25 protein-coding genes are annotated in these 17,691 nt (G+C 60.9%); 12 read left to right on the top strand and 13 right to left on the bottom strand.

All coding sequences use genetic code 11. From position 1 onward, the window contains the following. Positions 1–10 precede the first annotated feature (10 nt). The gene (locus tag ACIQ2A_RS06170) at positions 11–442 is read right to left on the bottom strand and encodes a GNAT family N-acetyltransferase (protein WP_398476897.1); all 432 of its coding nucleotides are present in this window, start codon (positions 440–442) and stop codon (positions 11–13) included. Beyond that, entirely contained in the window at positions 439–939 is a 501-nt protein-coding gene (locus ACIQ2A_RS06165) for a YbjN domain-containing protein (protein ID WP_398476895.1), read from the bottom strand. The genes ACIQ2A_RS06170 and ACIQ2A_RS06165 overlap by 4 nt, the downstream gene beginning before the upstream one ends. Positions 940–1,306: 367 nt before the next feature. Between ACIQ2A_RS06165 and ACIQ2A_RS06160 the strand changes: the two genes are divergently transcribed. Next, entirely contained in the window at positions 1,307–1,810 is a 504-nt protein-coding gene (locus tag ACIQ2A_RS06160) for a 6,7-dimethyl-8-ribityllumazine synthase (RefSeq protein ID WP_398476893.1), read from the top strand. Between the two features lie 159 nt (positions 1,811–1,969). On the opposite strand, the gene ACIQ2A_RS06155 is transcribed toward ACIQ2A_RS06160, so the two are convergent. The 5 genes from ACIQ2A_RS06155 to lgt all read right to left on the bottom strand — a co-directional run bounded on the left by ACIQ2A_RS06155 (position 1,970) and on the right by lgt (position 6,616). Further along, positions 1,970–2,923 carry a ribose-phosphate pyrophosphokinase gene (locus tag ACIQ2A_RS06155; protein WP_398476891.1) on the bottom strand — a complete coding sequence of 318 codons (954 nt, stop codon included), beginning with the start codon at positions 2,921–2,923 and terminating at the stop codon, positions 1,970–1,972. A 166-nt stretch (positions 2,924–3,089) separates the two neighbouring features. Further along, a complete protein-coding gene (locus ACIQ2A_RS06150) occupies positions 3,090–3,698 on the bottom strand; it encodes a hypothetical protein (protein ID WP_398476889.1) in 609 nt (202 codons plus the stop codon). Between the two features lie 187 nt (positions 3,699–3,885). After that, positions 3,886–4,656, bottom strand: a complete 771-nt coding sequence (pgeF, locus tag ACIQ2A_RS06145; protein WP_398476887.1) for a peptidoglycan editing factor PgeF — start codon at positions 4,654–4,656, stop codon at positions 3,886–3,888. Continuing rightward, entirely contained in the window at positions 4,653–5,774 is a 1,122-nt protein-coding gene (locus tag ACIQ2A_RS06140) for a class I SAM-dependent methyltransferase (RefSeq protein WP_398476885.1), read from the bottom strand. The genes pgeF and ACIQ2A_RS06140 overlap by 4 nt, the downstream gene beginning before the upstream one ends. After that, the gene (gene lgt / locus ACIQ2A_RS06135; protein WP_398476883.1) at positions 5,771–6,616 is read right to left on the bottom strand and encodes a prolipoprotein diacylglyceryl transferase; all 846 of its coding nucleotides are present in this window, start codon (positions 6,614–6,616) and stop codon (positions 5,771–5,773) included. Before lgt ends, ACIQ2A_RS06140 begins: the two co-directional genes overlap by 4 nt. Before the next feature lie 177 nt (positions 6,617–6,793). Between lgt and ACIQ2A_RS06130 the strand changes: the two genes are divergently transcribed. The 6 genes from ACIQ2A_RS06130 to ychF all read left to right on the top strand — a co-directional run bounded on the left by ACIQ2A_RS06130 (position 6,794) and on the right by ychF (position 10,291). Beyond that, positions 6,794–7,045: an accessory factor UbiK family protein gene (locus ACIQ2A_RS06130; RefSeq protein ID WP_398476881.1), complete on the top strand. Its 252-nt coding sequence runs from the start codon at positions 6,794–6,796 to the stop codon at positions 7,043–7,045. Positions 7,046–7,086: 41 nt separating this feature from the next. Then, complete coding sequence (locus ACIQ2A_RS06125) at positions 7,087–7,404, top strand: BrnT family toxin (protein ID WP_398476879.1); 318 nt, start codon at positions 7,087–7,089, stop codon at positions 7,402–7,404. Continuing rightward, the gene (locus ACIQ2A_RS06120; protein WP_398476877.1) at positions 7,358–7,675 is read left to right on the top strand and encodes a BrnA antitoxin family protein; all 318 of its coding nucleotides are present in this window, start codon (positions 7,358–7,360) and stop codon (positions 7,673–7,675) included. Before ACIQ2A_RS06125 ends, ACIQ2A_RS06120 begins: the two co-directional genes overlap by 47 nt. Before the next feature lie 156 nt (positions 7,676–7,831). After that, the gene (locus ACIQ2A_RS06115; protein WP_398476875.1) at positions 7,832–8,539 is read left to right on the top strand and encodes a 50S ribosomal protein L25/general stress protein Ctc; all 708 of its coding nucleotides are present in this window, start codon (positions 7,832–7,834) and stop codon (positions 8,537–8,539) included. 21 nt (positions 8,540–8,560) lie between these two features. Beyond that, the gene (pth, locus tag ACIQ2A_RS06110; protein ID WP_398476873.1) at positions 8,561–9,184 is read left to right on the top strand and encodes an aminoacyl-tRNA hydrolase; all 624 of its coding nucleotides are present in this window, start codon (positions 8,561–8,563) and stop codon (positions 9,182–9,184) included. A gap of 9 nt (positions 9,185–9,193) precedes the next feature. After that, entirely contained in the window at positions 9,194–10,291 is a 1,098-nt protein-coding gene (gene ychF / locus ACIQ2A_RS06105; protein WP_398476871.1) for a redox-regulated ATPase YchF, read from the top strand. 177 nt (positions 10,292–10,468) lie between these two features. Here the strand turns inward: ychF and ACIQ2A_RS06100 are convergent, their stop codons facing one another. After that, positions 10,469–10,768, bottom strand: coding sequence for a DUF4282 domain-containing protein (locus tag ACIQ2A_RS06100; protein WP_398476869.1), 300 nt, complete (start codon positions 10,766–10,768; stop codon positions 10,469–10,471). A 159-nt stretch (positions 10,769–10,927) separates the two neighbouring features. Between ACIQ2A_RS06100 and ACIQ2A_RS06095 the strand changes: the two genes are divergently transcribed. The 3 genes from ACIQ2A_RS06095 to ACIQ2A_RS06085 all read left to right on the top strand — a co-directional run bounded on the left by ACIQ2A_RS06095 (position 10,928) and on the right by ACIQ2A_RS06085 (position 12,164). Beyond that, positions 10,928–11,386 (top strand): MaoC family dehydratase, encoded by a 459-nt coding sequence (locus tag ACIQ2A_RS06095; RefSeq protein ID WP_398476866.1) that lies wholly within the window; start codon positions 10,928–10,930, stop codon positions 11,384–11,386. 1 nt (position 11,387) lies between these two features. Further along, positions 11,388–11,870 carry a MaoC family dehydratase gene (locus tag ACIQ2A_RS06090; RefSeq protein WP_398476864.1) on the top strand — a complete coding sequence of 161 codons (483 nt, stop codon included), beginning with the start codon at positions 11,388–11,390 and terminating at the stop codon, positions 11,868–11,870. Between the two features lie 150 nt (positions 11,871–12,020). Then, positions 12,021–12,164, top strand: coding sequence for a hypothetical protein (locus tag ACIQ2A_RS06085; protein WP_398476862.1), 144 nt, complete (start codon positions 12,021–12,023; stop codon positions 12,162–12,164). Between the two features lie 365 nt (positions 12,165–12,529). Here ACIQ2A_RS06085 and ACIQ2A_RS06080 read toward each other — a convergent pair whose 3' ends face one another. From ACIQ2A_RS06080 to ACIQ2A_RS06065, 4 genes are all read right to left on the bottom strand, one after another. Further along, entirely contained in the window at positions 12,530–12,979 is a 450-nt protein-coding gene (locus ACIQ2A_RS06080; protein ID WP_398476860.1) for a hypothetical protein, read from the bottom strand. A gap of 158 nt (positions 12,980–13,137) precedes the next feature. Further along, entirely contained in the window at positions 13,138–14,043 is a 906-nt protein-coding gene (locus tag ACIQ2A_RS06075; protein ID WP_398476858.1) for a hypothetical protein, read from the bottom strand. An 85-nt stretch (positions 14,044–14,128) separates the two neighbouring features. Then, entirely contained in the window at positions 14,129–14,575 is a 447-nt protein-coding gene (locus ACIQ2A_RS06070) for a nuclear transport factor 2 family protein (protein WP_398476856.1), read from the bottom strand. A 174-nt stretch (positions 14,576–14,749) separates the two neighbouring features. Continuing rightward, the gene (locus ACIQ2A_RS06065; RefSeq protein ID WP_398476854.1) at positions 14,750–15,025 is read right to left on the bottom strand and encodes a hypothetical protein; all 276 of its coding nucleotides are present in this window, start codon (positions 15,023–15,025) and stop codon (positions 14,750–14,752) included. Between the two features lie 150 nt (positions 15,026–15,175). Here ACIQ2A_RS06065 and ACIQ2A_RS06060 point away from each other — a divergent pair, with 150 nt between their 5' ends. Further along, on the top strand, positions 15,176–15,355 hold the full coding sequence (locus tag ACIQ2A_RS06060; RefSeq protein ID WP_398476852.1) for a hypothetical protein: 180 nt from the start codon (positions 15,176–15,178) through the stop codon (positions 15,353–15,355). Positions 15,356–15,389: 34 nt separating this feature from the next. Next, complete coding sequence (locus ACIQ2A_RS06055; RefSeq protein WP_398476850.1) at positions 15,390–15,695, top strand: (2Fe-2S) ferredoxin domain-containing protein; 306 nt, start codon at positions 15,390–15,392, stop codon at positions 15,693–15,695. 130 nt (positions 15,696–15,825) lie between these two features. Here ACIQ2A_RS06055 and ACIQ2A_RS06050 read toward each other — a convergent pair whose 3' ends face one another. Then, the gene (locus ACIQ2A_RS06050) at positions 15,826–17,145 is read right to left on the bottom strand and encodes a dicarboxylate/amino acid:cation symporter (protein ID WP_398476848.1); all 1,320 of its coding nucleotides are present in this window, start codon (positions 17,143–17,145) and stop codon (positions 15,826–15,828) included. Positions 17,146–17,691 lie beyond the last annotated feature (546 nt).

The following is a 17,691-nucleotide window of genomic DNA, read 5'->3' as shown; positions in this document are numbered from 1 at the left end:
ATGCAGCCGGTCAGGCCAAACTCTTTTTCAGAAAATACCTTGGCCCGCCCTGCGGATAGTCCGGCAGTTCGCCGAACACTTCATAGCCCTGCTTTTCGTAGAAGCTGCGAGCCTGAAACCAGTAGGTATCGAGCCAGAGCCCGGTGCAACCGCGCTGTCGCGCGATGTCTTCCGCAAGCTTCAAGACCTTGGTGCCGATGTCCTGACCGCGGAATTTTTCAGGCACCACGAACAGTTCGACGAAGCACCAGTCATAGGCGGTCTTGCCCCAGATGCCGCCGGCGGGCTCGCCGGTCTCGGGATCGTGGATCAGGATCGACAGCGGTTGATAGTTGCTCGGCCCAACCGACTTTTCGTTATAGGCAAGCAGCGCATTCCAGACCGCGAGGCGCTCGGTGTCGCCGGGCGCGTCTGGAACAGTGATCTGTGGCGTCGCGCTCACGCTTCGCCTGCAGTATCGAACATCGCGGCGCTCATCGCTTGCTCGGCAGTCTTGCCGGCCCAGACGACGAACTGCATTGCGGGGTAATAGCGTTCGCAGGCATGGATCGCGGACACGAGCATGGACTCGCATTGCGCTGTCGTGGCGGTCATGCCGTCCGGCAGCGGGATCGCCTGCCGGTACATGATCATGCCGGATGCCGTCCAGATATCAAAATGGCCGACCCACATCTGCTCGTTCACGGCAGCGATCAGGCGCTGCACTTCGCTGCGACGTGCGGCTGGAATCTTCATGTCGAAAGCGCAAGCCAGATGGAGCGCTTCGATTTCGCCCATCCAGGTGAAGGAGAGTTGATAGTCGGTCCAGTCGCCCTTGGAGACGATCGTGACTTCGTCTTCGCCCGAGCGCTCGAACGCCCAGTTGTGATCGGCAGCAATGTCCTCCACGACCGCGAGCGGATTGGCGCGTGAATCGATGGTGCCTTCGAGAAGTGACATGCGGTCGCGACCTTGCCTTGGGAGTCTGTGATGCAAACGACTGGCCGGGTACGCGAAATGTCGGAATGCCGTTGCGGGGCTTTAGACTTAAATCGTCCAGAACTTGCGAGACCGAAGTGATGTGATTTGCGGAATCCGCGCAACGCCGCCCTGACTCAGTCCACAGACAATGGCTCTTTCATCCACAGGTCATCACGTCGCAACGAGAACAAACCGGAATCGGATTCCCGGAATGCGAGTCCGGCGGAATCCGATGCGCGCAGGGAGAGTCCGGCGACGCGGTTCGGCCTCAATTATTAACGGCCGCCCGCCCTTGCTGGCGTCCAGGTGCTTCGGCATAGTTTGGCAACACACGGAAACAGCCATCATGACCGAAGCGTCCCAGACCGTCAGCCATCCAGTATTCGCCAAGCCGCAGCGCGTGGCCTTTGTACAATCGTCCTGGCATCGCGACATCGTCTCACCGTGTTGGGAATCCTTTCACGCCGAACTCGCCGCGCGCAACGTTGATGCCTCGCAGATCGACCTGTTCGAGGTGCCGGGCTCGTTCGAGATTCCGCTGCATGTGCAGGTGCTGGCAAAGACCCGGCGCTACACGGCCATCGTGGCTGCTGGGCTCGTCGTCGATCATGGCGTGCACAGCTATGTCGCCGATACGGTGATCCGTGCGTTGATGGATGTGCAGCTCCGGACCGAGATTCCGGTGTTCTCCGCGGTGGTGACGCCGAATGATTTCCGTGAGACGGACGAAGGCGTCGCGTTCTTCCGCAAGCACTTTGCGCAGAAGGGGACCGAGGTCGCCGCAGCGTGCGCGGAGACCCTGTTCAGCCTCGAGCGGCTGCGCGGTCAGGTCGCGGCGGGGATTGTTTAGCTCTCTACCCCTCTCCCCTTGTGGGAGGGGGTGGATCGAACGCGAAGCGTTCGAGACGGGTGAGGGGTAGCCGCAAGCTCCGAGCCCAGCATCGCCCCTCATCCGTCTTCGCTTCGCGAAGCCACCTTCTCCCACAAGGGGAGAAGGAAGATGCGGCGTTTAGTCGAACAGGCTCGACACCGACTCTTCCGCTGCCGTGCGCTCGATGGCTTCGCCGATCAGGCTCGCAATCGAGAGGGTGCGGATGTTCGGTGTGTTGATCACTGCTTCGGTGGGCTGGATCGAATCCGTGATCACGAGCTCCTTCAGCTTCGATCCGCCGATGCGCGCCGCGGCGCCGCCGGAGAGCACGCCGTGGGTGAGGTAGGCGTAGACATCCTTGGCGCCATTGGCGAGCAAAGCGTCGGCCGCGTTCACCAGCGTACCGCCGGAGTCGACGATGTCGTCGATCAGGATGCAGGTATAGCCGGCGACGTCGCCGATCACGTTCATCACTTCGGACTCGCCGGCGCGTTCGCGGCGCTTGTCGACGATTGCCAGTGGCGTGTTGATGCGCTTGGCGAGGCCGCGGGCGCGGACCACGCCGCCGACGTCGGGCGACACCACCATCACCTTGGTGAGATCGAATTTCTCCTTGATGTCACGCACCATCACCGGCGAGGCAAAGAGATTATCGACGGGAATGTCGAAGAAGCCCTGGATCTGGCCGGCATGCAGGTCGAGCGTCATGACGCGATCGACACCCGCATGGGTGATCAGGTTGGCGACCAGCTTGGCCGAGATCGGCGAGCGCGATCCGACTTTGCGGTCCTGTCGGGCATAACCGAAATAGGGGATCACCGCAGTGATGCGGCGGGCTGATGCGCGACGCAGCGCGTCGGTGATGATCAGCAGCTCCATCAGGTGGTCATTGGTCGGGAACGACGTCGACTGCAGCACGAACACGTCGGAGCCGCGGACGTTCTCCTGAACCTCGACGAAAATCTCCATATCGGCGAAGCGCCGGACGCTGGCTTTTGTCAGCGGCAGCTTCAGCCAGTCGGCAATCTCTTTGGCGAGGGCTGGATTGGAATTGCCTGCGACGAGCTTGATGGATCCGTTTTTGCCCGACATCGACGCGTCTCCCCGCGGTTTGGTGGATACAACGTTCAGCATATCGGGTTACCCACAAGAACTAGTCTAGCTGAGCGAGGTGATATCGCGGGGATGTCACAGTTTGCAACCCGCAGATGACGGTTTTCCTGCGCAAAATCGGGTCGCTGCTTAACGCGCGCTAAAATCAGCGCACGTCCGCGAAGGCAGTGGCCTGCGACGGCAACTCATCGGTGCTGGCCATGGCTGGACCGCGTTGCACAGGAGCTGGCTCAGGCGCGCTTTCTCCGGGCGCTGTGCCGTTGATCATACCGCTGAGGCCGGTGAGGCCCGCCTGTGCGATCCGGCGCAAAGCGAGGTCGTCCGCCGTGCCCCAGGCGTCGCGGCTGCCGCCTTTGCCGGTGGCTTCTTCACCGCTGAGGCGGAAGGCGCGGTTCTGGTCGCGGTCATAGACGTCCCAGACCCAGGCAATGGAGGTGTTGTGCCCGCGGACCTGTGCCGACAGATAACTGCGGATACGGAAGGCGGCGCTGTCCTTGCGCGAGACGATGGCCAGGCTGCGCAGCTTGGCTTCGCTGTCGAGGACGCTGACCATGCGCTCGAACACCTGCGGCGGCGGACCGTCGATGGATTCGAAGGCGACGGTCGGGCCGCTGGCGGGCGACATGCTGGCCTGGGCGTTCATCGGGCCGCCGCCGGAATTGCTGACGCAGCCCCCGAGGCCGAGCACGACACCGAGCAGCAGAACTGCCGGCAGCAGCTTCGATCGCGAGGCAGGAACGGCAGGAAATCGCATGCGAGAGCGTCCGACGTGAGGCGGCAGCGCGTCGGCTGCCGGACACAGGAGCGATATCGTTAAAATGCGTTAAGGTCTAGGGCGGGCGCGCCGCAGATCTTACCAAGGTGCATGCACCGATGCCGCGTTTCTTGCAATTTGCCTTAAATTTTAGAGGGTTACGCCAACGGTAGAATGGCGGCTATGGTTAATCGCCGAGCACGATGGCGTGGATCTGGCGGCCGTAGTCGCCTTCCTTGCGATGGACAGTCCGGCGATACGAGAACAGTTGCTCGTTCGGATAGGTGTCGATTCCCGTGTCGTTGATCGCCGTGATGCCGGCGCGTTCAAGCCTCATGCGGATGAAGCCAGCGAGATCGAACATCGAATGGTGCTCTTGCGCCGACGGTATGAAGAAGCGCGCGAAATCCGGATCAGCATCGACGAAGCGGGTGACGAATTCGGCGCCGACTTCATAGCTCGGCTGGCGGATCAGCGGGCCGATGGCAACGGTGATGTCGGGTTTGGTGGCGCCGAGCTTTTCCATCTCGGTAATGGTGTTTTCGAGCACGCCGGTGAAGGCGCCCTTCCAGCCGGCATGTGCTGCGCCGATCACCCGTGCTTTGGGATCGGCAAACAGGATCGGGCCGCAGTCTGCCGTCGTGACGCCAAGCACGATGCCGGGTGTCGCCGTTACCATCGCATCGGCGCGCGGGCGCGTCTCGACCGTCCATGGCGTGGTTGCGACCGCAACGTCGGGCGAATGGATCTGATGCACCGTCAGGAAATGATCGATATCGACCCCCATGGCCTCGGCCATGCGCCGACGATTCTCGGCAACATCGGCTGGGTTGTCATCAGAGCCAAGTCCGCCATTGAGGCCGGCATAGATGCCTTTGGAAACTCCGCCATCGCGGGTGAAAAAGGCATGACGCAGCTCGGGAAGCGCAGCGAGAGCAGGGGAGGTGAAGGTCTTCATGCAGGCATCTCCGGCGTATCGCTGAGTGCCACCAGCGTTTCGATTTTGGGATCGGAAATGCCGATCACCTTGAACATCGAGCCCATGCCGCCGCGGCCGCTATCGATCAGGCGCTTCAACGCGCTCGATACGGTGTCTGACACTTGCGGCGTGGCCTTGGCCATCAGCGTGAGCGCGCGCGTCTCGATGCCGAGGCGTTTGAGGAATTCGCCTTGCGTGACTGGTCCGTGAACGCGCGCGCCGACATCCTCGGCTGCGCGGGCCAGCGCCTGGAAGTCTACATGCGCGGTGATATCCGCATGGCCCGGATTCTTCAGTGGATCGGTGTAGCTGTGTTTTGCGACGGCCTGGAATGTATCGCCGGCATCGCTGCGCACATGGCCGTAATCGATGATAACGGCCGCGCCGCCATGGTCGCGCAATCGGCTGGCAATGGTCATCATCTCGCTGTCCGGCCGCCATTCGAAGATCGCGCCCGTCGGCGCTGCGCGCACCAGAGGTGGTAGGAGCAACTCGAACCGCGGGATCGGCTCGGCGGAAGCGCCGAAGATGAGTTGATTGTCCGCGCCGATATCGACGGTGCGCTCATGCCAGCCGCCGTCGCGCTTGATGGCCTGATGGATCGGCAGCACGTCGAAATATTCATTGGCGAAGATCACGCTCGGGCCGTCCGGCACGGTGGCGAGGCTGTCATGCCAGGTGAGATTCCGCAGCGCCGGTAGCGAGGCCTTTTGCTTCTCGCGCAGCACCGGATTGATTTCGACCAGATGCACATGGAGCGCCTGATACAGATCCGGCAGCACGCGTATGGCGCGCAGGGCATCGGACATCATGGTGCCACGGCCGGGGCCGAGTTCGATCAGGTGCAGTTCCGATGGCGAGTCCATCTCGCGCCAGACCGAGGCTGCCCACAGGCCGAGCAATTCGCCGAACATCTGGCTGACTTCCGGCGACGTCGTGAAGTCGCCCTCACGGCCGAGCGGATCGCGCGCGATGTAGTATCCATGGCGCGGATGCGTCAGACACAGCTCCATGTAGCGCCACACCGGCATCGGTCCGGTGGCGCGGATCAGGCGCTTGATCTCGTCGAGCAGGGGCGAAGTGTCGGTCACGGTCATGCCTTACCCGGAGTGAGTTCAGTGCGGTCCGGCAGGCGCGAGGCGCGCACGATCAGCACGAGGCCAACGACGATCATCGGCACCGACAGCAACTGCCCCATGGTGACCTGGCCAATGACGAAACCGGTCGGTGCGTCGGGTTCGCGGAACAGTTCGCCGAAGATCCGCGCGCAGCCATAGACAATGGTGAAGGCGCCGAGGATCAGGCCCGGGCGTTTCAGCGCATTCATGCGGACCATGACCGCGAGGACGACGAACAGCAACAGGCCTTCGAGGCCGGCTTCATAAAGCTGGCTCGGATGCCGCGGTTGCGGCCCGGCATGCGGGAAGATCACAGCCCATGGCACGCTGTTGTCGGTGACGCGGCCCCAGAGCTCGCCATTGATGAAATTGGCGACGCGGCCAAGAAAAATGCCGATCGGCGCGACTGCGCAAGTGAGGTCGCCGAGCGACAGGATCGAGATGCGCTGCGACCAGGCGAAGGCCATGACGGCGACGACGCAGCCGAGATAGCCGCCATGAAAGGACATGCCGCCATTCCAGAGCTGGAAGATTTCCAGCGGGTGTGCGGCGTAATACGGGAAATTCCAGAACAGGACTTCGCCGGTGCGTCCGCCGATGATGATGCCGAGCGTCACCCAGAGAATGAAATCGTCGAACTGGATCAGCGAGACCGGCGCCGGGCCGCCCCAGAGCTTTTCGCGCTTGATCAGCGCGCGGGCATAGACCCAGCCCAGCACGATGCCGGCGATATAGGCCAGCGCATACCAGCGAATGACGATCGGGCCGATCGCAACGGCAACGGGATCGAAGTTTGGAAATTGGATCGCGAGGAATGGCATGGCGTGGGCTTACGGCTCCCGATCACGGCAGTAAAGCACAAGGCCATGACGAATTAAGGGATATTCGCGTTTGTGACTGTGGAAGCCAAGCGAGGCTTGAAGTAAATGCGCGGGATCGCCATTGTTTGCCGCGCCGCCAGCTGCGGCTCTTGAGTTTATCCGACCGGAGTTCTTGCCATGACCCAGACCAACAATCGGTTATTCGACGAGATCGGCCGCTTGATGAACGAAGCCGCCGGTGCCGCCCAGGGCGTCAAGCGCGAGGTGGATACGGTTGTCCGCACCCAGGCCGAGAAGATTCTCCGCGATCTCGATCTGGTGAAGCGCGAGGAATTCGAGGCGGTGAAGGATATGGCCCGTCTTGCCCGGGAAGAGAACGAGACGCTGAAGGCGCGGATCGCGGCGCTGGAGGCCAAGCTCGGCGGCTAATCGGCGCCTCAAGTCGATAATTTATGTAAATACGCTAATGCTTGACGGAAGTCATTTATGTATTTACGTTTATAGCTGTGAAGGTCACCTTCGACCCGCAAAAGCGCCTGAAAACGCTCCGCGAGCGAGGGATTGATTTCGCGGTCGATGCGGAGAAGGTGTTTACTGGCAACCACCGTACCGTCCGTGACGATAGATTTGACTACGGTGAAAAGCGGTATTCGACAATTGGTTGGCTAGGAAACCGGATGGCGGTGGTGATCTTGACACCGCGTCCCACTGGTCATCACATCATTTCGATGAGGTTTTGCCATGGGCGGGAAATCAAGAAGTTCAGCAAGCGCTTCGGCGAAATCTGAGGCTTCGACATCCGAGCCTTGGGTCGATCCGGATGATGGTCCGGAATGGACCGAGGAAATGTGGCAGCGTGCTGAAATCCGAGAGGGTGACAGGATCATTCGTCCCGGCCGCCCTCCGCTTGATGAACTCCTGAAGAAATCCACCGTCACCATTCGCCTCGATCCCGACGTAGTAGCGTCCTACAAGGCCCTCGGAACCGGTTGGCAGACCAAAATCAACGACGATCTCCGCAAGGCCCGCAAGCTCGGCCCCAAGCGCAAGACCGCCTGATCCCGGCCTTTTTGCCCGACATTTCCTTGTCATTTCGGCCCTTTGGCGCTACAAGCCCGGCACGTCCGCAGCCCCCGCACCCCTGGAGGCTTGCTGCAGCGTGACCAATGAGGCCGCCTAGCGGCCTTTAATTTTTCAAAAACAAGGACTTAGACAATGGCGACCGTGAAGGAATTCAAGGCGACCGCACGTCCGGTGAGCGGCAAGGGGGCCGCACGGGCAGAGCGACGCGCCGGCCGTATCCCGGCTGTGATCTATGGTGACAACAAGCCCCCGCTGGCGATCTCGGTGGACGACAAGGAACTGCGTCTGCGCATTCAGGCCGGCCGCTTCCTGACCACCATTTTCAACATCGATCTCGATGGCCAGAAGCACCGCGTGATTCCGCGCGACTATCACCTCGATCCGGTCAAGGATTTCCCGATCCACGTGGATTTCTTCCGTCTCGGCGAAGGCGCGACCATCCGCGTCAATGTCCCGCTGCACGTGAACGGCGCTGAAACCGCGCCGGGCGTGAAGCGCGGCGGCACGATCAACATTGTCGCTCACACGATCGAACTCGAAGCCGAAGCCGACAGCATTCCGCAGTTTCTGGAAGTTGACGTCTCGACCCTCGATATCGGTTCGTCGCTGCACATCACCGACATCAAGCTGCCGAAGGGCGTGAAGACGCTGGCGCGCGATGCCGACCTCACGCTGGTCACCATCGTGCCGCCGTCGGGTTACGGTGAAGAAGCTCCGGCTGCTGGTGCAGCGCCTGCCGCTGCTGCTCCGGCCGCTGGTGGCAAGGCTCCCGCCGCAGGTGCCAAGGCTCCGGCTGCTGGTGCCAAGGCTCCGGCCGCCGCTCCGGCGAAGAAGAAGTAAGCCAGCGCGGGAGACCGCGTCATGCGCCTCTTTGTTGGTCTCGGAAACCCTGGTGCGAAATACCAGGGCAACCGGCACAATATCGGGTTCATGGTTCTCGACGAGATCGCGCGGCGTCACGGTTTTGCACCGTGGCGCCGTCGCTTTCAGGGCGAGACATCGGAAGGCACGCTCGCTGGCGAGCGCGTCATTCTGCTGAAGCCCATGACTTTCATGAACGAATCCGGTCGCTCCGTGCAGGAGGCAGCCTCGTTCTTCAAGATTTCACTCGGCGACATCGCCGCGTTTCACGACGAACTCGAACTGCCTTTCGCCAAAGTGCGCGTGAAGGTCGGCGGCGGCATTGCCGGGCATAACGGCCTGCGCTCGATCTCCGCCCATGTCGGCAACGACTATCGCCGTGTTCGTCTCGGTATCGGACATCCCGGTGCCAAGGAGCTGGTGCATAATCACGTGCTGGGCGATTTCGCCAAGGCGGAACGCGCGCAGCTTGATGCGTTCAACGATGCGGTGTCCGACCATGTCGGGCTGCTCATCGGCGGCAACGACTCGTCGTTCCAGAACAAGGTGCATCTGACGATGCAAGCCAAGGGTTTCACGTCGAAGGACGACAACGGCTCCGCTGAGAAGCCGTCGAAGAATTAGGACAGGGTCATGGGATTCAAATGCGGGATCGTCGGGCTGCCGAATGTCGGCAAATCGACGCTGTTCAATGCGCTCACCGAAACCGCTGCCGCGCAGGCGGCGAATTATCCGTTCTGCACCATCGAGCCGAATGTCGGTGAAGTCGCGGTGCCGGACAAACGGCTCGACAAGCTGTCCGAGATCGGCAAGTCGCAGCAGATCATCCCGACCCGCCTGACCTTCGTGGACATCGCCGGCCTCGTGAAAGGCGCGTCGAAGGGCGAAGGCCTCGGCAACCAGTTCCTCGCCACCATCCGCGAAGTCGATGCCGTCGCCCATGTGGTGCGCTGCTTCGTCGATGACGACATCACCCATGTGGAAGGCAAGATCGATCCGCTCGCCGATATCGAGATCATCGAGACCGAATTGATGCTCGCCGACCTCGATTCCTGCGAAAAGCGCATCGATAACCTGACCAAGAAGGCCAAGGGCAACGACAAGGACGCCAAGGAGCAGCTCGAGCTCGTGCAGCGCGCATTGGTACTGCTGCGCGACGGCAAGCCGACCCGCTTCCTGGAGCGCAAGCCTGAGGAAGAACGCGCATTCAGCATGCTTGGCCTGCTGACGTCGAAGCCCGTCCTCTATGTCTGCAATGTCGAGGAAGGTTCGGCCGGCGAGGGCAATGAGTATTCCAAGCGCGTGGCCGAACATGCCGCGAAGGAAGGTGCTGTTGCGGTCGCCATCTCGGCCAAGATCGAGTCCGAAATCGCCACGCTGTCACGCGCCGAGCGCGCTGAATTCCTCGAGACCCTCGGTCTTGAAGAAGCCGGCCTCGATCGCCTGATCCGCGCCGGCTACACGCTGCTGCAGCTCATCACCTATTTCACGGTGGGCCCGAAGGAAGCGCGCGCCTGGACCATCACCAAGGGCACCAAGGCGCCGCAGGCGGCAGCGGTCATTCACACCGATTTCGAAAAGGGTTTTATCCGCGCTGAGACCATCGCCTATGACGACTATGTCAGGCTGAATGGCGAAGCTGGCGCCCGCGATGGCGGCAAGCTGCGGCTGGAAGGCAAGGAATATGTCGTCAATGACGGCGACGTGCTGCACTTCCGCTTCAATACGTAAGCTCCTGCCTTACACTCCGCCCTCATGGTGAGGAGGCGCGAAGCGCTGGCTCGAACCATGAGTTGGCCTGGCCCGGAGCTCCGCCATCTCATGGTTCGAGACGCGCGCAAGATGCGCGCTCCTCACCATGAGGGATTGGGCGCGCGGCACGAAACAAGGGCTTCATCGCCGCCGCTACTACAAGCCCCGCTGCTCGCCCTGATCGCGGATCGCGCCCAGGTGTTCATTAATCCGGAACACGATCAGCACGAATTCCGCGCTGATGCGCGCCGCGATAATGCCGACCACCACGCTGGCGAGGCTCGACAGCAGGATGATGAAGCCGCCGAACGGGCTGATCGCCATCGTCGCAAGCCCCGAAAAGATGCCGGAAATGCCGAACAGGATAATCAGGGCAATCACCAGCCAGTAGAAGGTCTTGATGATGGTGGGCGTGATGAAGCGGTCCCACTGGAACAGGTCGCGGAATTCGAACATTTGGAAAATCTCCCCCGGCAGTCAACGTGACGTTCAATGTCGCTGGCGTCCAGAGCCTGTTCCCCTTCCCGTCAGTGACGGGCAAGCCATGCAAGCGACCGGGTTGAGATTGCCGCAAATAACGGCCACAATCAGGCTCCTTTGACGGCATTCCCCAACATGACCCTGACATTCGAAGACTTTCAGCCGGGCCATTTCGGCAGTTTCGGGCCGCGCCTGATCAGCCGCGATGAAATCATCGCCTATGCCAAAGAATACGATCCGCAGCCCATGCATCTCGATGAAGAGGCCGCCAAGGCCTCGATGCTGAAAGGGCTCGCAGGTTCAGGCTGGCATATGTGCTCGCTGATGATGCGCATGATCTATGACGGCTTCCTGCATGACACCACGTCTTTGGGATCGCCGGGTGTCACCGAAATGAAGTGGCTGATGCCGTTTCGGCCCGGCGACGAGCTGACGCTCGATGTCGAGGTGCTGGAAGCACGCGCCTCGCAGTCGCGTCCATCGATGGGCGTCGTGACCTTTCGCTGCAGCACGCGCAACGCGAAGGGACAGACGGTGTCCGACATGACCGTGCCGATCATGATCGGTCGCCGCGCGACTGCGGAGCAGGTGTGACATGCCTTTTCTCGACGACATGAAAATCGGCCTCCGCCGCGAGCTCGGCACCTTCACCTTTACGGCCGAGAATATCAAAACCTTCGCGCGCGAATTCGATCCACAACCGTTCCATCTCGATGAAGAAGCCGGCCGCAATTCCATCTTCGGCGGTCTTGCGGCATCCGGCTGGCATGTTGCATCGGTCTGCATGAAGCTCCTCGTTGCTGCGGGCGATCGTGCGCGTCAGGAAGCCGAAGCGCGGGGCGAGGAATTTGGAACAGGCGGACCCTCGCCCGGTTTCCGCGATCTGCGCTGGCTCAAACCGGTTCTCGCCGGCGATACATTGACCTATTCCAGTGAAGTCGTCTCGGCGCGCGCTACAGCATCGAAGCCTGGTTGGGGTATCGTTCAATCCAAGAATATTGCGGTCAATCAGCGGGGCGAGGAGGTCTACTCTTTCCTCGGCTCGGTATTTCTGCCACAGCGCAGCGACCGCAATTAACCCAATCCAATTTTGTCGGTGGAACCGACCCAACGTTAATGTGTTTTGAACTTTGTGAGCGTGATGTGCGACTCACGCTCAACGAATGCTTAGGCATCTCAGGCTCGCGCGAGCGAGACCGCCTAAGACGAGAGATCACTGGGGACTACAATGGCTGATCGCGCCGGATTGAAATTTGTCGGCTTCATCTTTGCGAGCATCACGCTTGCGGTGATGTTCGGGACCTGCATGGTTGTGAAGGGATATGCCGACGGCGCCTATACGCTGGATAACAGCGTGGCCGTTAGCGAGTAATTGCTTACGAGGCCCTCGCGCCAGATGCGCGAGCGGCAGACGAGATCGCCGAGCGATCAGCCGCGAAAATCAGCGGCTCCAGGCGAAGGCCATCAGGGCTACCGCTACCAAAAGCAAACCTGAAAATCGAACGATGATGGTGCCCATTTTGGGCGCTGACGCGCGTGCCGGAATCGGCGCGGCGGTACTCGGACGAATCGTTTGCACGGATGTCTCCCCAGACCCCAGACAGTTTTTTCTGCCTGTATCCTTGGTCAGGGACAGGTCGTTAAAGTTCAATTGAAATTTTGTCGAAGAATCTGAAATTTCAATGAAAAACGCCGCCCTGGCCAGGGCGGCGCTTGAAATCACTAGCTAATTACCGATCAGTCGTGGCGGAGGTTGTCCGCGGCGCGCTTCCACTGCGCGACATTGTCGGCGATCAGGCGGGTCGATTTCATGGCCGCCTGGCTCAGCTGCGCATAGCCCGAGATCTCGCGCTGGACGCGCTGACCTTCGGCATGAAGCAGATCGCGCAGGCTTTCCAGCTCGCCGATCAGCTTCTCGATCTCGGCCAGCGAGGTGCCGGCGACGCGCTGGATCAGCGAATTGACGCTGTTCACGGTTGCCTCGGTCGAGGAATCGAGCGGAGCCGCTGCATCGGTGGTGGCAGCAGGCGTTTCGGCCGTCGCGCCATTCGCGCCGGGGCGACGCAGATAGGCAATGTCATTGCGGACGAAGTCGCGGATCCCGGCTTCGACTTCGGAGACGGCAGCGAGGTTGCTGTCTTCGGCGGTGGCGGCGGTCTCAGTCTGCTCGGGGCGAGTCGCGTTCATAGGTTTTCTCCTGATCGACGCATGACGCGCGGACTGTCCCCCGCACGGCGTAACAACATTGTCATCTGCGCAGTCGATTCTGACAGGATAGCGGCCAATATGCGGCGAGTGGTCGTTCTTTGCCTGAAATTCGCGGATAAAGTGTACGCAAACTTAAGCTACCAGCTGTGCTTAAAGCCCGCGGTAAGACTCTTGTTCGTCACGCCGGTCGTTGTCTCGCTGAGCGAGCCGGTGACATTGATACCGCCGAACAGCTTCTGCTCGGCGCCGAACTTGCGCAGCCATTTATCGTCGGTGGTCGCCAGCGTCTGGCCGGCAAGGAAACTGGTGCCGGTTTCCGAGATGTTGAAGCGCGCCAGCTGATCCGTCTCATAGCTGCGCGTCGGACGGCCGTTATAGCCGACCATCGGAATGCTGCCCTGCTGGATGACGTTGTAGCCACTCTGCAGCGTCAGCGAATATTGATTGCCGGCGAGCGGCACCGACTTACTGATCGAGGTGCCGAACTTGGTCTGGTCCGAATACGGATCGACGCGCGCTTCGATGGCGGTCTTGTCCCAGATCGAACCGACACCGGGCGCTGTCATTGCCGCCCATGCGGTGCCGTTCGATGTCGCCTGCGTGCCATCGCCGAACTGGTTGCGATAGGAATCCTGCATGCTGGTCGGCCCGCTTTGCCGCGCGACAGTCATGTCGGCGCCGATGCGCGTATCCCAGAATGGCAGCACCGATTGCTTGACCGAGACGGCGGACGCGCCGTTGCTGTCATTGGCCGTCCAGGACGAGCTTTGCTTGCCGACGATCAGCGAGGATTTGCGTTCGCGCAGCGAGCCTTTTGCTGTTGGTGAGTCATTGGCGCCGAGCGAACTCCAGTCGGGTTCCGCCGGATTTTTCTGCGCCATCGGCGAAGTATCGACCGGTTCGATCTCGCCAGGCGGCGGCGCGAGATCGTGGGTTTCGACATCATTGATGCCGGCCCACGGATTTTGCGCGGCAGCCGGCGACGCCAAGGCGCCTGCGCAAACCGTCGCAGCGAAGCAAAGTCGAAAAAAAGGAACCGTCATCGCAGCCATCATGCCCATGCCCAGCAGATCGCGTTGGTCCGCAGATCATACCGTCACGACTGGCAAAATTATGGCATTGCAGCAATCAGCCGCAAATGACGATCACGATCTTCGGCAGATGGATTGCGCGGCCCAATGCCTGCTCGACCAGATCGAATGTATCGACGACAACGCGCATGCTGGTCAGCCGACCGCCGCGGAATTGCGCGAATTGTGCGAGACGCAGGCTGATCGGCCGATTGGTGTCGAGCGCCGTCAGCGAGAAGCGCATCATCGCCGAGCCGGAATCCTCGCTCAGCAACACGTTCTCGCGCTCATAGCGATGCACGCGCACATTCTGCGCGATCTGCCTGCAGACCTCGAGAACGGCAGCCTTGCCGTGCCGCGCGCCGAGAAATGGAAACATGTCGATCGGACCGAACACGGCCCACTCGATATTGTCGTCAATCATGGCGGCGAGATCGTCGAAATGCTGATCGTTGATCGCGCGGTGCAACGCGCGCGACAAACGCCAGAGGCAATGCTCTGTCATTTGATATGGATCCTGGGTGGCTGAAACTCAAAAGCCCGGGCAGCAAAATGGGCCCGGCAAAGTCGTGTAATCAATTGAAGCTTAAAGTAATATAATTTCGCGTGCATTGCAATGAATATTTTTGCAATGCACAAATGCTGATTGACTCATCAATCGCGCCAATTGCTGGCGGCCCTAGCGGGGGAGGGTATCCCGCTCCCGATTCTGGAGATGTTCGACGCTGAGCTCCACGGGACGGGACGCAGCGATACCGAACAAGATGGCCCCGGCGACCGCGCCGAGCAAGGCGCCGATCGGCATGAATGTGAAGAACACCAGCATGGCGCTGTAGCCTTCGAAATTGGTGGTCTTGAAGAATTCGACCCAGGCGACACCGGCACCGATCCCGAGCGCGCCGCCGCCGAGCAGTCCGAGGACTAGGCCCAGCAGGATCAACAAGACAACTTTCATGCAAATTCCCCGACCACTCAAATTGCGTCAAATCAACGCGACTGAAGGTTCAAAGGTTCATCGCTTTTTGGCCGTGGCGATCACGGGAGCCAATGTCGGAACGTGGCTCATCGCGCAGCGTTGATTCCGCGTTCACGAACGGAGGGTCTGATGACCAAACACATCCAGCCGGTGCCGCCAGAGAACCGCAGCGACAAGGGGCCGTGGAACGTGCCGAAGGTGCAACTCGACGACACCAAGGGCCATCGCGACGACGAGAAGCACAATATCCGGGAACAGGCCGCGCACGGCAATCTCGTGCAAAATACATCCAACCGCCGCTCCGGTTGATCGCAATCGGGAGCCGGGCGTCTATATAGACGTGATGGCTCCCAAACCCGTCATTCCCGCAAGGCTGCGCCGCGCGCCGCCGATCCTCGTCTGCAAGAAATGCCTCGGCCGCATCGATGACGGCAAGAAGCTGCGCAAGGCGCTGAAGTCGGATTCGAAAACCCGCAGCCGGAACCAGGATGTGAAACCGCCGCGCGTGGTGATGACGAGCTGTCTTGGCATCTGCCCGAAGCGCGCGGTGGTTGTCGCGAGCGCGGCGACACTGCAGGACGGGAAGTATCTGTTGCTGTCGGAGGCCGATGCCAGCGCAGAGGCGATGTCTGCGCTGATGCCGGATTAATCCGTCGTCCCCGCGAAGGCGGGGACCCATAACCACCGTCAATTAAGTTGAAACAGCAGAGTTACAACGGTCGTGCTTATTTAGATCGACGGCGTGTATGGATCCCCGCTTTCGCGGGGACGACATGAGTTCACGCCGCCGGCTTCACCGGCTCTTCATCCAGCGGCACATGCTCCATTTCCTCGCCGAACGAAATCGGATGCGCCATCGCCTCATGCAGCTTGTGGGCATCGAGTTCGCCCTCCCAGCGGCTGATCACGATGGTCGCCACGCCATTGCCGATCAGGTTGGTCAGTGCGCGGCATTCGCTCATGAACTTGTCGATGCCGACGATGATCGCGAGCGAGGTGATCGGGATGTCGGGAATGATCGACAGCGTAGCTGCCAGCGTCACGAAGCCGGCGCCGGTCACGCCCGAAGCGCCTTTCGAGGTGAGCATGGCGACGCCGAGGATCGCGGCCATCTGGCCATAGGAGAGATCCGTATTGGTCGCCTGCGCCAGGAACAGGATGGCCAGCGTCATATAGATATTGGTGCCGTCGAGATTGAAGCTGTAGCCGGTCGGGATCACCAGGCCGACCACGGGCTTCGATGCACCCAGCGCTTCCATCTTGGTGATCATGCGTGGCAGCACGGTTTCCGACGATGAGGTGCCGAGCACGATCAGCAGCTCATCCTTGATATAGGCGATGAAGCGCAGGATCGAGAAGCCGAAGGCGCGTGCGATGCCGCCCAGCACCAGCAGCACGAACAGCAGCGATGCCGCATAGAACGTCACGATCAGATAGCCGAGATTGACCAGCGCGCCGAGGCCGAACGAGCCGATGGTGAAGGCCATCGCACCGAACGCGCCGATCGGCGCCAGCTGCACGATCATGCCGATGATGCGGAAGAACATTTTTCCGGCGAGGTCGATGCCATGCGCGATGGCTTCGCCGGGCTTGCCCATATGCGAGATCGCAAAGCCCGACAGGATCGCCACCAGCAGCACCTGCAGCAGGTCGCCCTTGGCCAGCGAGTCGAAATAGGAGGTCGGGATGATCGCCATCAGATGGCTGACGAAGCTCTCTTCCTTGGCGCGCGTCACATAGCTTGCCACCGACTTCGCATCGAGCGTGGCGGGATCGATATTGAAGCCCGCGCCGGGCTGCAGGAAATGACCGACCAGCAGGCCGATCAGCAGCGCCACCGACGACACCACTTCGAAATAGAGCAGCGTCTTGCCGCCGATGCGGCCGACCTTGCTCATGTCGCCGATGGAGGCGATGCCATGCACCACGGTGCAGAAGATCGCCGGTGCGATCATCATCTTGATGAGGGCAATGAAGCCATCGCCGAGCGGCTTCAGCGCCTTGCCGGCATTGGGATAGAAGTAACCGAGCGCCACGCCGATGATGATGGCGATGATCACCTGGATATAGAGGATCTTGTACCAGGGTTTTTTGGGCATCGTCGTTTCCATCCCACTAGAGGCGCTTGATGTCAGGCGCGTGCGTGCGGCCCGCTGCCTGCAACACTATCCGGTTTAACTGCGACGGAACATCGCAGCTTGTACAGGCCTATGATAAAAATCAGGCGCAGCCCCGCCATGTGCGATGCGCATGCGGGAGCCAACTGTGCAGGTGTCGCGGTGCCGCAAATGTGAGTTTGTCAGGCAAGGCGTGTCCGAACCTGTAGGATGGGTTGAGCGCAGGTGCGCAGCGCCGAAGCGATAACCCATCGGCGGAGCAACCCGCAGGCGACGGCCGATGGGTTTTCGCTGCGCTCAACCCATCCTACGGGCCGGCGTTTTCCGATCGACCATGTCAAACAGCCACGTCCGTGAAATTTCTTGCGCGCACGCGCCGTCCTTGTCGCGTCCGCGGCGCGAGGTGGACTTTCCCTGGTTTCCCCCTCGAAGAGTGAGGGGAATGACGCGCCAAGAAGCGCAATGTGGGTAGTCCATGCGATGTGCTCGGGCTGAAACGTCAGCCTCCGCCCATCGCAACGCCTCTCG

The sequence above is a fragment of the Tardiphaga sp. genome (assembly GCF_044336785.1).
Taxonomy (GTDB): domain Bacteria; phylum Pseudomonadota; class Alphaproteobacteria; order Rhizobiales; family Xanthobacteraceae; genus Tardiphaga.
The sequence above is the reverse complement of the archived record's forward strand: the minus strand, read 5'-3'. Positions and strand labels throughout refer to the sequence as shown.

Bases quoted from the DNA above. Each gene is read 5' to 3' on its own strand.
- ACIQ2A_RS06075 (WP_398476858.1), bottom strand. From the start codon at position 14,043: ATGACGGTTCCTTTTTTTCGACTTTGCTTCGCTGCGACGGTTTGCGCA.
- ACIQ2A_RS06120 (WP_398476877.1), top strand. From the start codon at position 7,358: ATGGGCGGGAAATCAAGAAGTTCAGCAAGCGCTTCGGCGAAATCTGAG.
- pgeF (WP_398476887.1), bottom strand. From the start codon at position 4,656: ATGAAGACCTTCACCTCCCCTGCTCTCGCTGCGCTTCCCGAGCTGCGT.
- ACIQ2A_RS06115 (WP_398476875.1), top strand. From the start codon at position 7,832: ATGGCGACCGTGAAGGAATTCAAGGCGACCGCACGTCCGGTGAGCGGC.
- ACIQ2A_RS06085 (WP_398476862.1), top strand. From the start codon at position 12,021: ATGGCTGATCGCGCCGGATTGAAATTTGTCGGCTTCATCTTTGCGAGC.
- ACIQ2A_RS06155 (WP_398476891.1), bottom strand. From the start codon at position 2,923: ATGTCGGGCAAAAACGGATCCATCAAGCTCGTCGCAGGCAATTCCAAT.
- ychF (WP_398476871.1), top strand. From the start codon at position 9,194: ATGGGATTCAAATGCGGGATCGTCGGGCTGCCGAATGTCGGCAAATCG.
- ACIQ2A_RS06165 (WP_398476895.1), bottom strand. From the start codon at position 939: ATGTCACTTCTCGAAGGCACCATCGATTCACGCGCCAATCCGCTCGCG.
- ACIQ2A_RS06055 (WP_398476850.1), top strand. From the start codon at position 15,390: ATGGCTCCCAAACCCGTCATTCCCGCAAGGCTGCGCCGCGCGCCGCCG.
- ACIQ2A_RS06070 (WP_398476856.1), bottom strand. From the start codon at position 14,575: ATGACAGAGCATTGCCTCTGGCGTTTGTCGCGCGCGTTGCACCGCGCG.
- pth (WP_398476873.1), top strand. From the start codon at position 8,561: ATGCGCCTCTTTGTTGGTCTCGGAAACCCTGGTGCGAAATACCAGGGC.
- ACIQ2A_RS06050 (WP_398476848.1), bottom strand. From the start codon at position 17,145: ATGCCCAAAAAACCCTGGTACAAGATCCTCTATATCCAGGTGATCATC.
- ACIQ2A_RS06095 (WP_398476866.1), top strand. From the start codon at position 10,928: ATGACCCTGACATTCGAAGACTTTCAGCCGGGCCATTTCGGCAGTTTC.
- ACIQ2A_RS06130 (WP_398476881.1), top strand. From the start codon at position 6,794: ATGACCCAGACCAACAATCGGTTATTCGACGAGATCGGCCGCTTGATG.
- ACIQ2A_RS06160 (WP_398476893.1), top strand. From the start codon at position 1,307: ATGACCGAAGCGTCCCAGACCGTCAGCCATCCAGTATTCGCCAAGCCG.
- lgt (WP_398476883.1), bottom strand. From the start codon at position 6,616: ATGCCATTCCTCGCGATCCAATTTCCAAACTTCGATCCCGTTGCCGTT.
- ACIQ2A_RS06060 (WP_398476852.1), top strand. From the start codon at position 15,176: ATGACCAAACACATCCAGCCGGTGCCGCCAGAGAACCGCAGCGACAAG.
- ACIQ2A_RS06065 (WP_398476854.1), bottom strand. From the start codon at position 15,025: ATGAAAGTTGTCTTGTTGATCCTGCTGGGCCTAGTCCTCGGACTGCTC.
- ACIQ2A_RS06150 (WP_398476889.1), bottom strand. From the start codon at position 3,698: ATGCGATTTCCTGCCGTTCCTGCCTCGCGATCGAAGCTGCTGCCGGCA.
- ACIQ2A_RS06090 (WP_398476864.1), top strand. From the start codon at position 11,388: ATGCCTTTTCTCGACGACATGAAAATCGGCCTCCGCCGCGAGCTCGGC.
- ACIQ2A_RS06080 (WP_398476860.1), bottom strand. From the start codon at position 12,979: ATGAACGCGACTCGCCCCGAGCAGACTGAGACCGCCGCCACCGCCGAA.
- ACIQ2A_RS06140 (WP_398476885.1), bottom strand. From the start codon at position 5,774: ATGACCGTGACCGACACTTCGCCCCTGCTCGACGAGATCAAGCGCCTG.
- ACIQ2A_RS06100 (WP_398476869.1), bottom strand. From the start codon at position 10,768: ATGTTCGAATTCCGCGACCTGTTCCAGTGGGACCGCTTCATCACGCCC.